This is a genomic window from Mesorhizobium sp. P2_E9, assembly GCF_056403815.1.
Genome location: NZ_JBFUET010000004.1, coordinates 58,612 through 70,555, shown reverse-complemented (window position 1 = coordinate 70,555; position 11,944 = coordinate 58,612). Strand labels below are relative to the sequence as shown.

Annotated in this window: 12 protein-coding genes; 10 read left to right on the top strand and 2 right to left on the bottom strand. The window is 61.2% G+C overall.

Annotated features, from left to right (window positions below; translation table 11 throughout):
• Positions 1-23 precede the first annotated feature (23 nt).
• Positions 24-1,151 carry a sugar ABC transporter substrate-binding protein gene (locus AC1D05_RS08740; protein ID WP_477440068.1) on the bottom strand — a complete coding sequence of 376 codons (1,128 nt, stop codon included), beginning with the start codon at positions 1,149-1,151 and terminating at the stop codon, positions 24-26.
• 219 nt (positions 1,152-1,370) lie between these two features.
• On the opposite strand from AC1D05_RS08740, the gene AC1D05_RS08735 reads away from it, so the two are divergent.
• Complete coding sequence (locus AC1D05_RS08735; protein WP_477440066.1) at positions 1,371-2,051, top strand: GntR family transcriptional regulator; 681 nt, start codon at positions 1,371-1,373, stop codon at positions 2,049-2,051.
• 14 nt (positions 2,052-2,065) lie between these two features.
• On the opposite strand, the gene AC1D05_RS08730 is transcribed toward AC1D05_RS08735, so the two are convergent.
• On the bottom strand, positions 2,066-2,971 hold the full coding sequence (locus tag AC1D05_RS08730) for a LysR substrate-binding domain-containing protein (protein ID WP_477440064.1): 906 nt from the start codon (positions 2,969-2,971) through the stop codon (positions 2,066-2,068).
• 248 nt (positions 2,972-3,219) lie between these two features.
• On the opposite strand from AC1D05_RS08730, the gene AC1D05_RS08725 reads away from it, so the two are divergent.
• The 9 genes from AC1D05_RS08725 (at position 3,220) to AC1D05_RS08685 (ending at position 11,937) form a co-directional block, all read left to right on the top strand.
• Positions 3,220-4,080 carry a transporter substrate-binding domain-containing protein gene (locus tag AC1D05_RS08725; protein WP_477440062.1) on the top strand — a complete coding sequence of 287 codons (861 nt, stop codon included), beginning with the start codon at positions 3,220-3,222 and terminating at the stop codon, positions 4,078-4,080.
• A 125-nt stretch (positions 4,081-4,205) separates the two neighbouring features.
• Complete coding sequence (locus tag AC1D05_RS08720) at positions 4,206-4,919, top strand: ABC transporter permease (protein WP_477440060.1); 714 nt, start codon at positions 4,206-4,208, stop codon at positions 4,917-4,919.
• Positions 4,919-5,641 (top strand): ABC transporter permease, encoded by a 723-nt coding sequence (locus AC1D05_RS08715; protein ID WP_477440058.1) that lies wholly within the window; start codon positions 4,919-4,921, stop codon positions 5,639-5,641. Before AC1D05_RS08720 ends, AC1D05_RS08715 begins: the two co-directional genes overlap by 1 nt.
• Entirely contained in the window at positions 5,638-6,420 is a 783-nt protein-coding gene (locus tag AC1D05_RS08710; protein WP_477440056.1) for an ABC transporter ATP-binding protein, read from the top strand. Before AC1D05_RS08715 ends, AC1D05_RS08710 begins: the two co-directional genes overlap by 4 nt.
• A gap of 58 nt (positions 6,421-6,478) precedes the next feature.
• The gene (locus AC1D05_RS08705) at positions 6,479-7,651 is read left to right on the top strand and encodes an NAD(P)/FAD-dependent oxidoreductase (protein WP_477440054.1); all 1,173 of its coding nucleotides are present in this window, start codon (positions 6,479-6,481) and stop codon (positions 7,649-7,651) included.
• 177 nt (positions 7,652-7,828) lie between these two features.
• The gene (locus AC1D05_RS08700) at positions 7,829-8,713 is read left to right on the top strand and encodes a cytochrome c oxidase subunit II (protein WP_477440052.1); all 885 of its coding nucleotides are present in this window, start codon (positions 7,829-7,831) and stop codon (positions 8,711-8,713) included.
• Between the two features lie 21 nt (positions 8,714-8,734).
• Complete coding sequence (gene ctaD / locus AC1D05_RS08695) at positions 8,735-10,504, top strand: cytochrome c oxidase subunit I (RefSeq protein ID WP_477440050.1); 1,770 nt, start codon at positions 8,735-8,737, stop codon at positions 10,502-10,504.
• Complete coding sequence (locus AC1D05_RS08690; RefSeq protein WP_477440048.1) at positions 10,501-11,205, top strand: cytochrome c oxidase subunit 3; 705 nt, start codon at positions 10,501-10,503, stop codon at positions 11,203-11,205. Before ctaD ends, AC1D05_RS08690 begins: the two co-directional genes overlap by 4 nt.
• 9 nt (positions 11,206-11,214) lie before the next feature.
• The gene (locus AC1D05_RS08685) at positions 11,215-11,937 is read left to right on the top strand and encodes a heme-copper oxidase subunit III family protein (protein WP_477440046.1); all 723 of its coding nucleotides are present in this window, start codon (positions 11,215-11,217) and stop codon (positions 11,935-11,937) included.
• Positions 11,938-11,944 lie beyond the last annotated feature (7 nt).

The window sequence follows — 11,944 nt, the reverse complement described above, 5'->3', positions numbered from 1 at the left end:
TCGTCAGGATTGCCTTGGGAGGCTCAGTTTTCGGGCTGGCCGACGAGTGCGGCATTGAGGCCGACCTCGGGTGTCTGGTCCGAAAAGATCGAGGCGAACCAGCCGGGGTTGGACACCAGTGACGGCTTGAAGACGTTGCAGCCGGCCTTCATCTCCGCCCAGGTGCCTTCATCGCACAGCTTGATCGTCTCATTGGTGACGAGCGGCAGCGGCAGGATCGTGGTCTTCGGCACGTCCTTGCCCTCGATCGCCTCGACGGCAAGTTTTAGCGCCAGCGCCCCGGAATAAGGCGGCGAGGCATAGGAAATGCGCTGCGCACCTGCAGGGGCATAGGGCGGAGCCGCCCCCTCGACTTCGGTGCCCTCCGGCAGCATCTGGATGCGGCCGCCATTGGATCCTTCACCGGCGCAAGGCAGGAGTTCGCTGGCCTTTTTGCCGGCCTCGAGCTGCATCGAGTTGGCGGTGAAGCAACCGACCTGCATCCACAGCCCGTTGATGTCGTTCCAGTTGCGCGTAGCCAGAATCTTGGAGAGCTCGGTGCGGGCAACCGCCTGGCTCCACATGCCGACAGCCTCGCCGACAATCTTGATGTCGGGATATTTGGCAAAGACTTCCTTGGCGGCCTTGGTCCGCTGGTCGTCGACGGATGTTCCTGGAACGCCGGTGATGGCGATGATGTTGCCCTTGCCGTTGAGCTTCTTCACCAGCCATTCGGCGGTCACCCTGCCCGCTTCCAGCTGGTCGATATGAACGTTGTAGGCACAAGGTTCAGTGATCTCGGCGTCGTAGGCGAAGACCTTCACGCCCTTGTCGCAGGCATTCTTCACGACCTGATTGAGCGCGGTCGGCGAGATCGGATAGACGACGATCGCCTCGGCGCCGCTTTGCACCATGGCGTTGATCTGCTGGATCTGGCGTTGTGCGTTGGGCCCGGCGACCTGGACCTGCAGGTCGACCTTGTCGGCAAGGCTCTTGTAACCGGCCATGGCCTTGACCATGTTTGCCGCCTCGGCCTGCCAATCATTGCCGATGTAGCTCATGCTGAGAAAGATCTTGTGCTTTTCGGCGGCTTGCGCGCCCGACATGCCAAAGGCGCAAGCAGCCATGCCCGCCAGCAGCGCGAGCCGCCGGACTTTCAATCCGATACCCATGTGAATTCCTCCCGAAACGAACGACCGAATGCCTCCCGAGGGCACGAAACGTAGCCCTCGCCATCCGATGTCGATAACCCTAACATCATTTGATCAAAGATCAATGATGAAATATCTTTATACCAAGCCGCCGGTCGCATACGCTTGACGCGGCAGCCGGAACCCTGCATTCCGGGAACGGGTTGTGGCGCGGCCTTTGCGCGGAAAGGTTGATGGGAGATGGCCGGAGCGGCGTTCAGGAAGCCTGGTGTCGAGATCGTGCCCCTGTCCAGGGAGACCCTGCAGGACAGGGTCTATCGCCATGTCACCGAATTGATCCTCGACGGCAGCATCGTGCCTGGCGAGATGGTGACGGTGCAAAGCCTGGCCGACGCCTTCGGGGTCAGTCCTATGCCGGTCAGGGAGGCGTTGCGGCGGCTGACGGCGGCCAATGCCTTGATGGTTGTTTCAGGCCGCTCGATCGGCATTCCCGCACTCAGCCGCGCGCGCCTCGTCGATCTCAGGAATGTCCGCTTCGAGATCGAAGCAATCGCCGCCGCATGGGCGGCAGAGCGCATCGACGATCAGGGCATCGTGCAGCTCGGCCAGCATTTGGCCGCGCTCGAACAGGCCAATGCGGCGGGTGACGTCAAATCCTATCTGCGCGCCAACTACGCCTTTCATTTCTCCATCTACCGGGCGGCCGGCTCCGAAAACATCCTCAACATCATCGAGAATTTGTGGCTGCAGATCAGCCCCTATTTCAACATGCTGCATGATTCCGGAAACTATTCGACCGCCAACGAGCATCACCAGGCGATGTATGCGGCGCTGCGCAGCCGCGACGCCGAAGCCGTCCGCCAGGCCATCCGCGCCGATATCGACGCCGCCTTCGACGTCCTGGTCGACCTGCTGAAATAGGCTTGATAAGCCAGCTAAAATAGACGTGTGCCTCCGCTCACATTCTCCTCGAGCGCGGTCCGGAATTCCCGCTCGAACGCCTGCTGCAGCATGGAAGAGACCTGAGCCCTGTTTCTGACCATGTAGATGTCGCAGAGAAGATCGGGGCTGAAGGGGCGTATCGTCAATTTGCCTGCCCATCGAGCCGCCGAGAACGGATCGACGATCGACACGCCCAGACCCTGTGCGACCAGGGCGCACGCCGTATCGGCGAATGGTGTTTCGAAACGGTGGTCGACGGCAACGCCGGCATGATCCAGGACACGCTCGATATCCTGCCGCGTGCGGTCCTCGCGGCCAAGCGCGATGAATTCCTGCCCTTCCAGCCGGGGTGCGAAAATCACGCTGTCATTGGCGAATGCATGGTCAAGCGGCGCTACGCAGACGCATTCTGTCTGGAAAATCAGATCGCAGGCGATGGCCGGATCGACCACCGGCATCTGAATGAGGCCGATGTCGATCTCCTTGTTTGCCGTCAATTCCGCGATCCGCAGCGAGGCCGCCGGAAAGATGCTCATGCGCGCCTTCGGGTGATGCCCGGCAAACGATTTCAGGAAACGAGGCAAGACGATGCTGGCAAGCGCCGGATAGACACCGATCATCAGTCGCCCGGCTTCCAGTTGCCTGATATCTCCGGCCAGGCGCCGTATCCTTGCCATTCCCTTGACGATCCGCCCGACCTCTTCGTTGAGAAGCATGGCTTCCGCCGTCGGAACGAGACGCCCCGCCCGACGAATGAAGAGCGGGATTTTCAGCGCATGTTCCAGGTTCGAGATATGCGCGCTGACTGAAGGCTGGGCGATGTGCAGAATCTCGCTCGCACCGGTCACCGTCCCCGCCTCCATGACCGCCCGGAATGCTTCAAGCTGCTTGTAGTTCATCAGCAATCCCCAGATCGAGTGGCTTAAAATCTATAGGAAAAAGCTATATTCCGCGCAACATTTCATATTGGAATGCGTCGCAAGATTCCTTTCTAGTCAAGCGAATACCCGCTCCAGTCAGTTCTGGATAGACATTCGCCGACGGCGAAAAAGATCGATACCTCGCCTGCCCTGTGTGAGGATATCGGTTTTTCCTATCCTCGGCGGTGAGGCTGCGGGCGTTTCAAAAACAAGAGTGGGAGCTTCGCATGATCAGAAATATCATCCTGGCGGCAGCGCTATCGCTGGCCGGCCTTTACTCAAATGGTGAGGCGTTGGCGCAGGACGCGCTCCATATCCGCATTGCAACAGAAGGCGCTTATGCGCCGTGGAACTATACGCTCCCCGATGGCACGCTTGCCGGCTATGAGATCGACCTCGCCAAGGAATTGTGCAAGCGCATGAAGGCGCAATGCGAGATCGTCGCGCAGAACTGGGACGGAATGCTGCCGGCGCTGAACGCCGGAAAATTCGATGCGATCATCGCCTCCATGGGCGTCACGCCTGAGCGAGCGGAAGTGGCCGCTTTTTCGGATCCCTACTCCACGGCACCCAATGCTTTCCTGGCGCTGAAGGGCAGCGGTTTGGCGCAGGCCCTGCCCTGGCATGACAAATTCGATCTCCGCGACAATGCGGCGGGATTGAACGGGGCCTCCGGATCAAAGGACATTGTCGAAAAGCTCGACGTGGCGCTCAAGGGAAAAGTCCTCGGCATCCAGGGATCGACGACCGCCGGCAAATTCGTCGAGGAATATCTGAAGGACGCGGTCACGGTCAGATCCTACAAAACGCAGGACGAAGCCAATCTCGATCTTCTGGCGGGTCGAATCGATCTCACCATGGCCAACATCACGGTTCTCGCCGAGGCGCTGAAAAGGCCTGACATGGCTGAGGCGGAACTCGTGGGACCGACTTTTCTCCTGGCCAGCGGAACAAGCGTGGCCTTTCGCAAGAGCGACACCGCGTTGAAGGACAAGTTCAACGCCGTGATCCACGAGGTCAACGCCGACGGTTTCAACAAGGCGCTGACGGAGAAATGGTTCGGCGTCGATATCTCCGTGAAGAATTGAGACGAACGAGCGAGAGCGCTTCGCGTCTTTCCCCGATTGTCGCCTCTTGACGCAATGAGCGACCCGGCGCCGGGTCGCTCACTTCGTACCTCTCATGCAGCTCGTTTCAGGGATGTCAGACCGCAATGACAGCTTCCGATTTCGTTCTGGGATTTGGTGAGGGCGGCTGGGGAGCGGCACTGCTTCAAGCCGCGATGACGACGCTCGCCGTGGCATTGACCGGCTACGCCTTCGGCCTCCTGGTGGGCAGCTTCGGGGCGAGGGCGAAGATCAGGGGTGGCGTTCTTCCGCGGTTGCTCGCCGAAGCCTACACTACCGTGCTTCGAGGCATACCGGACATCCTCGTCATCTATCTCTTCTACTTCGGGTCAAGCGCGGTCCTGACACCGCTGGCCGGCCTGTTCGGCATTTCGGGTTTCGTCAGCCTGCCGGGATTCATGGCCGGAGCGCTGGCGATCGGGCTGGTGTCCGGTGCCTATCAGGCTGAAGTCATGCGCGGTGCCTATCGCGCGGTTTCACCCGGAGAGATCGAAGCGGCGATCGCCGCCGGCATGTCCCGCATGACGATGTTTCGCCGCATCGTCGCGCCGCTGGTGCTGCGGCATGCACTGCCGGGTCTCGGCAATGTGTGGCAGCTGGTGCTCAAGGAATCTGCCTTGGTCTCGGTCACCGGGCTCGTGGAAATTCTGCGGCAGGCGCAGATCGGCGCGGGATCGACCGGCCAGCCCTTCACATTCTTCTTTGCCGCCGCCGTCCTGTATCTGGCCATCTCATCGTTCTCGACATGGCTTCTACGGTGGACCGAGGGACGGCTTACATTCGGCGCGAGGCGGGCCTGATGGATCTTCCATTCCTGTACGAGACACTGCTGAAGCTTCTGACCGGGGTGCCGCTGACATTGCAGCTCGCAATATCCTCCGTGGGGCTGGGTGCCGTTCTGGCCGTCATGCTCGCCCTGGCGCGGTTGTCGGGTCTGCGGCTCCTGGTTTGGCCCGCGTCCTTCTACGTCTTCATCTTCCGCTCCACGCCGCTGCTTGTGCAGATTTTCCTGATCTATCATGGTCTTGGCCAGTTCCATGTCGTGCGGGCCAGTTTTCTCTGGCCTCTCCTGCGCGAACCCTATTGGTGCGCGCTCATCGCCTTGACCTTGAACACCGCCGCCTATTCCAGTGAAATCATTCGCGGTGCATTGCTGTCGGTTCAATCAGGTCAGATCGAGGCCGCGCGGGCCTGCGGCATGTCGACCTTCACGCTTCACCGCCGCATCGACTTCCCGCTTGCCTTGCGCCATGCGCTACCAGGATACGGCAATGAGTTCATCCTGATGATAAAATCGACGGCGCTGGCCTCCATCATCACCCTGATGGAGGTGACCGGCCTGGCGGCGCAGCTCATTTCCGAATCCTTCCGTGCCATCGAAATCCTGATCGTCGCGGCTGCGATCTATCTCTTCCTCAATTTTACCGTCACGCGGCTCGTTCAGTGGGCCGAATACGCGCTGAGCGCCGATCTGAGGCCGCCGCCGGCTGCGGCCCCCAGGCAAGGAGGAACCACCCTATGACCGACCAGCTCAAGCCGGCCGTGCGCCTGACGGAACTCCGCAAGAGCTTCGGTGCCTTCGAGGTGCTCAAAGGCATCTCGCTCGAAGCGATGGAAGGTCATGTCGTCTCCATCCTCGGCTCCTCCGGCTCCGGCAAGTCGACCATGCTGCGCTGCATCAACATGCTGGAAACGCCCGATAGCGGCCGGATCGAAGTCGGCGGAGAGACCATCCGGCTGAAGCAGGGGAGCGGCAGGACGCGGCCGGCCGACAGGCCCCAGTTGCAGCGCATGCGCGCGAGCATCGGCATGGTGTTTCAAAGCTTTAATCTGTGGTCTCATATGACGATCCTGGAAAACCTGATCGAGGCCCCAATCCATGTCCAGAAGCGTCCCCGCGCCGATTGCGTGGAGGAGGCTGAAGCGCTGTTGGAAAAGGTCGGCATTGCTGAGAAGCGCAATCATTATCCTGCCCATCTGTCCGGCGGTCAGCAGCAGCGGGCGGCCATCGCCCGCGCGCTGGCCCAGCAGCCGAAGGTCATGCTTTTCGATGAGCCGACCTCCGCACTCGACCCTGAGCTTGTCGGCGAGGTCCTGCGTGTCATGCGCGCGCTCGCCGAGGAAGGCAGGACGATGCTGGTCGTTACCCATGAAATGGGCTTCGCCCGGGACGTCTCCAGCAAGGTCGTGTTCCTGCACAAGGGCGAGGTCGAAGCGGAAGGCTCTCCCCGCGAAATGTTCGCTGCCGGCCGGTCCGAATGCTTCCGGCAATTCCTGTCCGGCGGCAACGGCTTGAAGTGAGCCGACCTTTCCACGCATGCGATACACACGACAAAATATCTGAGAAGGAACTGACAGCATGACTACACAGGCCCCCGCGTCTGAAATCGTGATCGTCGGAGGCGGCATCTACGGTACGAGCCTTGCCTACAACCTGGCGCAGGTCGGCAGGACCGTTATGCTGCTCGAGGCCGACGACATCGCGGCCGGCGCATCGGGCGGTTCCGGTGAACGGGGCGTGCGCGCAAACAGCCGCGACTTGCGCGAACTGCCGATGGCGACTGTCGGCTTTCCGCTCTGGGCGAGATATCAGGAACAATTCGAAGGCGGCGTCGGCTACCGCCGGATCGGCGGCCTTCATCTCTTCAATATCCCCCATGGCGGCCATGAACATGAAGTGCGCGGCACCATGGAAGCCATGGCCATGGCACAGAACGCGCTTGGCGCTCCCTCTCAGCTTCTCAACCGTGACGAAACGCTGGAACGTGAGCCGGAATTGTCGGGGGATCTGATCGGCTCGATCTACTGCCCAGATGACGGTGTGTGCGACCACACCTTCGCCACGCTGGCCTTCGCCAAACAGGCGCGCAAGGCTGGCGCGAACCTGCGCACCGGCACGCGCGTCACCGAAATCCTCCACGACAAAGGGCGGGCAACAGGAGTGAGGCTGGCGAGCGGCGAAGTTGTGCTGGTTGGCGATAAGCTCGTTCTCCTGGCCAACAACGGCGTCCTGCCGTTGCTGAAACCGGTTCTCCAGCTGCAAGAAATCATGCCCGTCACCACGCTGATGCCGCAGATGATGTTTGTCACCAACCCGCACGACAAAAAGATCAATCATCTTCTCGGCCATGCCCACCGCACGCTGTCCGTGAAGCAGATCCAGGATGGGACGTTGATGCTTTCAGGCGGCCAGAGCGTCGCCTATACGCCGGAGGGCCGTTGGAAGGGGTCGCTCAGCGCGACAGCTCTCGGCCTGACCGATGCCATCGCGACCTTGCCCTTCATCGACGAGTCCACCTTCCTGAAGGTCGATGCGTCCCGCGTCGAAAGCTGTGCGGTCGATGGCATCCCGATTGTCGACACGCCCGCTGCCTTGGACAACACCATCTATGGGTTCGCCTGGACCGGCCATGGCTTCGCCATCGCCCTTGGCTTCACCAAATACCTCACGGACTGGATTGTCGGCGGTGAAAAGCCGCGAGCGCTCGAAGTCTTTTCGGGAAAACGGCTTCGGGGGCCGCGCTCCAGCTAGGACGTCTCGTTCTTGTAACGCGCTGCCGCAAACACCCGACACACGTCCGGCCGGCGAAAGCAACGTTTTGCACATCAAATAGACGGCTCTGGAATTTCAACCGGAAAGCGAGCATGATGCGGCTTGGTATTTCGCAAGCCTGCTTCGCGCGCCGCGAAATATCCGGAGGAACGGGACATGGCCATTGCGCTTGTACTCGTTTTGATCGTCGTGGGCTCGGTGCTGTTCCACTTCCTGAGCCCATGGTGGTGGACGCCTATTGCCTCGAACTGGGACTATATCGACCACACCATCATCATCACGTTCTGGATCACCGGCGTCGTCTTCGCCGCCGTCGTTCTCTTCATGGCCTATTGTGTCTTCCGCTTCCGACACAAGGAAGGCAGTCGCGCCGCCTATGAACCGGAGAACAAGCGGCTGGAATCGTGGCTGACGATCGTCACCGCGGTCGGCGTAACCTCCTTGCTGGTTCCTGGCCTGTTCGTCTGGAGCCGCTTCGTCAACGTTCCGAGCGACGCCACCGAGATCGAGGTTATCGGCCAGCAATGGCAGTGGAGCTTCCGCTTGCCCGGCAAGGACGGCAAGCTCGGCACGTCGGACACCCGCGACGTATCAGCTGAAAACCCGCTCGGTGTTATCCCCGGCGATCCCAACGGCCAGGACGATGTCGTGGTCGAAGCGGCCGACCTGCATCTGCCGGTCGGCAAGCCGGTCAAGGTGCTGCTGCGCTCGATCGACGTGCTGCATGATTTCTACATACCGGAATTCCGCGCCAAGATGGACATGATCCCGGGTTCGGTCACCTATTTCTGGTTCACCCCGACCAGGACCGGAAGCTTCCAGGTCCTGTGCGCCGAATTGTGTGGCCAGGGCCATCCCCTGATGCACGGCGTCGTCATGGTCGACACCGAACAGGACTACCTGGCCTGGCTCGGCCAGCAGCAGACTTTCGCGCAACTGTCGGCGCCCCAGAAAACAGGCTCGGCAGACCAGACGCCGGGCACGACGATGCCGTCGGGTTTGAAGGTTGCAGCACAGCTCGAAACGGTCGGGTCTCGCTGAAAAGAACACGGAGGTGTTCCTATGGTCGACATCACCCCTGCAGATGGCATCCCGCCGGCCGAAGTCGCGGAAGTGGAACTCTACCATCCGCACAGCTGGTGGACGAAGTACATCTTCTCGCAAGACGCCAAGGTCATCGCCATCCAGTATTCGGCGACGGCAACGTCGATCGGCCTTGTGGCGCTGGTGCTGTCCTGGCTGATGCGGCTGCAGCTCGGCTTTCCCGGCACATTCGACTTCATCACCCCGGAGGCCTACTACCAGTTCATCACCATGCACGGCATGATCATGGTGATCTACCTGCTCACCGCGCTCTTCCTCGGCGGCTTCGGCAACTATCTCATTCCGCTGATGGTCGGCGCGCGCGACATGGTCTTTCCCTATGTCAACATGCTGAGCTACTGGATCTACCTGCTCGCCGTCCTGGTTCTGGTGTCGAGCTTCTTCGCGCCGGGCGGACCGACAGGTGCCGGCTGGACGCTCTACCCGCCGCAAGCCATCATGAGCGGCACACCAGGCGGTCAGGACTGGGGCATCATCCTGATGCTTTCCTCGCTGATCCTGTTCATCATCGGCTTTACCATGGGCGGCCTGAACTATGTCGTGACGGTGCTGCAGGGCCGCACGCGCGGCATGACAATGATGCGTCTGCCACTGACGGTCTGGGGCATCTTCACCGCGACCGTCATGGCGCTGCTCGCCTTCCCGGCACTGTTCGTCGCCTGCGTGATGATGCTGCTTGACCGCACGCTCGGCACCTCCTTCTTCATGCCGGCGATCTCCGAGATGGGCGAGCAACTGCCGCACAATGGCGGCAGCCCGATCCTGTTCCAGCATCTGTTCTGGTTCTTCGGCCATCCCGAAGTCTACATCGTGGCGCTGCCGGCCTTCGGCATCGTATCCGACCTGATCAGCACCCATGCGCGCAAGAACATCTTCGGCTACCGGATGATGGTCTGGGCCATCGTCGGCATTGGCGCGCTGAGCTTCGTGGTCTGGGCGCACCACATGTATGTCAGTGGCATGAACCCCTATTTCGGCTTCTTCTTCGCCACCACGACATTGATCATCGCCGTTCCGACCGCCATCAAGGTATACAATTGGGTGCTGACCTTATGGCGCGGCGACATCCATCTCACCATACCGATGCTGTTCGCTCTGGCCTTCATCGTCACCTTCGTCAATGGCGGGCTGACCGGGTTGTTTCTCGGCAACGTCGTCGTCGATGTTCCCCTGTCCGATACGATGTTCGTCGTCGCCCATTTCCATATGGTCATGGGTGTCGCCCCGATCACCGTGGTGTTCGGCGCGATATACCATTGGTACCCGAAGGTCACCGGCCGCATGCTCGACGAGACGCTGGGCCGGTTCCATTTCTGGGTCACGTTCCTCGGCGCCTACCTGATTTTCTTCCCCATGCACTATCTCGGCCTGATGGGCGTGCCGCGGCGCTATGCCGAACTGACCGACATGACCATCATGACGGAGTCTGCCCATCACCTGAACTCGTTCATCAGCATCATGGCCTTCATCGTCGGCTTCGCCCAGATGGTCTTCCTGTTCAATTTGATCTGGAGCATCCGCCATGGCCGCGAGGCCGGCGGCAACCCGTGGCGGGCTACGACGCTGGAATGGCAGACGCCGCAAACACCGCCGCCGCATGGCAATTTCGGCAAGGACCTGCCCATCGTCTACCGCTGGGCCTACGACTACAGCGTGCCGGGTGCCAAGGAAGACTTCATCCCGCAGAACGTGCCGGGCGCCTTCGCCCCCTCCAGGGAGCCAGCATGAGCGTGATCCTGGTCTTCTTGCTGGTGATCGCCGGCTTTGCCGGCTGGTGGCTTTCGCACCAGCGGCTGACGGCCAAGCCATGGCTGGAGCAAGGCTTGGCCGGGGATCTCGTCGGCTTCGACCGGTCGGCGCTACCCACCGCCAAGATCGGCCTCGGCGTTTTCCTCGCCGTCGTCGGCTGCCTGTTTTCGCTCTTCACCAGCGCTTATTTCATGCGGATGGCGGTGTCGGACTGGCAGCCGCTGCCGCTGCCGCGTCTGCTCTGGCTGAACACAGGCGTGCTGGTGCTGAGCAGCGTCGCGTTGCAATGCGCCGTATTCGCCGCGCGCAAAGGCCAGATCGACAACGTCCGGCTCGGCCTTGCCACGGCCGGGCTGACCGCGCTCGCCTTCCTGGTCGGACAGCTCGTGGCGTGGCGGCAACTGACCGAAGACGGCTACCTGCTGAGCGCCAATCCAGCCAACAGCTTTTTCTACCTGATCACCGGGATGCATGGCCTGCACATATTGGGCGGTCTGATCGGTCTCGGCAGGACGACCGCCGGCGCCTGGAACGGAGTGCGGCCGCAGCGGCTGCGCCTCAGCGTCGAGCTCTGCGCCATGTACTGGCATTTCCTCCTCTTCGTCTGGCTGGCCATCTTCGCCCTTTTGGCCGGCTGGGCTGCGACGTTCATCGATATTTGCCGGCAACTGCTGACCTAGGAGATAGGGATGGCTGAGACGACAGTGACGCACACCGGCCAAATGGGGCCGAGACCAGCTGGCTGGCATGGCATTGCCGCCGACTGGGCCTCCGACCAGCGCGCGTTCAAGAACGTGTCCTGGGGCAAGGCCATGATGTGGATTTTCCTGCTCAGCGACACCTTCATCTTCGGCTGCTTCCTGCTCTCCTATATGACCGCGCGCATCTCCACGCGCGTGCCGTGGCCAAATCCGAGCGAGGTCTTCGCGCTGCGCATCGGCGGCCAGGAAATCCCCCTGATCCTGATCGCGATCATGACCTTCGTGCTGATCTCGAGCAGCGGAACCATGGCAATGGCGGTGAATTTCGGCTATCGCCGCGACCGCCGCAAGACGGCCATCCTCATGCTTCTGACCGCGGCACTGGGCGCGACCTTCGTCGGCATGCAGGCATTCGAATGGACCAAGCTGATCACCGAAGGGGTACGGCCCTGGGGCAACCCCTGGGGCGCGGCGCAGTTCGGTTCATGCTTCTTCATGATCACCGGCTTCCACGGTACGCATGTGACGATCGGGGTGATCTTCCTGATCATCGTGGCGCGCAAAGTCTGGCGCGGAGACTATGACACCGGGCGGCCCGGTTTCTTCACCAGCCGCAAGGGCCGCTACGAGAACGTCGAGATCATGGGGCTGTACTGGCATTTCGTCGATCTGGTCTGGGTGTTCATCTTCGCTTTCTTCTATCTTTGGTGAGAGGCAG

What these genes read in the sequence shown, in the direction of transcription:
- AC1D05_RS08705 (WP_477440054.1), top strand. Translation starts at nt 6,479, where the DNA reads ATGACTACACAGGCCCCCGCGTCTGAAATCGTGATCGTCGGAGGCGGC.
- AC1D05_RS08740 (WP_477440068.1), bottom strand. Translation starts at nt 1,151, where the DNA reads ATGGGTATCGGATTGAAAGTCCGGCGGCTCGCGCTGCTGGCGGGCATG.
- AC1D05_RS08690 (WP_477440048.1), top strand. Translation starts at nt 10,501, where the DNA reads ATGAGCGTGATCCTGGTCTTCTTGCTGGTGATCGCCGGCTTTGCCGGC.
- AC1D05_RS08725 (WP_477440062.1), top strand. Translation starts at nt 3,220, where the DNA reads ATGATCAGAAATATCATCCTGGCGGCAGCGCTATCGCTGGCCGGCCTT.
- AC1D05_RS08730 (WP_477440064.1), bottom strand. Translation starts at nt 2,971, where the DNA reads ATGAACTACAAGCAGCTTGAAGCATTCCGGGCGGTCATGGAGGCGGGG.
- AC1D05_RS08685 (WP_477440046.1), top strand. Translation starts at nt 11,215, where the DNA reads ATGGCTGAGACGACAGTGACGCACACCGGCCAAATGGGGCCGAGACCA.
- AC1D05_RS08720 (WP_477440060.1), top strand. Translation starts at nt 4,206, where the DNA reads ATGACAGCTTCCGATTTCGTTCTGGGATTTGGTGAGGGCGGCTGGGGA.
- ctaD (WP_477440050.1), top strand. Translation starts at nt 8,735, where the DNA reads ATGGTCGACATCACCCCTGCAGATGGCATCCCGCCGGCCGAAGTCGCG.
- AC1D05_RS08735 (WP_477440066.1), top strand. Translation starts at nt 1,371, where the DNA reads ATGGCCGGAGCGGCGTTCAGGAAGCCTGGTGTCGAGATCGTGCCCCTG.
- AC1D05_RS08710 (WP_477440056.1), top strand. Translation starts at nt 5,638, where the DNA reads ATGACCGACCAGCTCAAGCCGGCCGTGCGCCTGACGGAACTCCGCAAG.
- AC1D05_RS08700 (WP_477440052.1), top strand. Translation starts at nt 7,829, where the DNA reads ATGGCCATTGCGCTTGTACTCGTTTTGATCGTCGTGGGCTCGGTGCTG.
- AC1D05_RS08715 (WP_477440058.1), top strand. Translation starts at nt 4,919, where the DNA reads ATGGATCTTCCATTCCTGTACGAGACACTGCTGAAGCTTCTGACCGGG.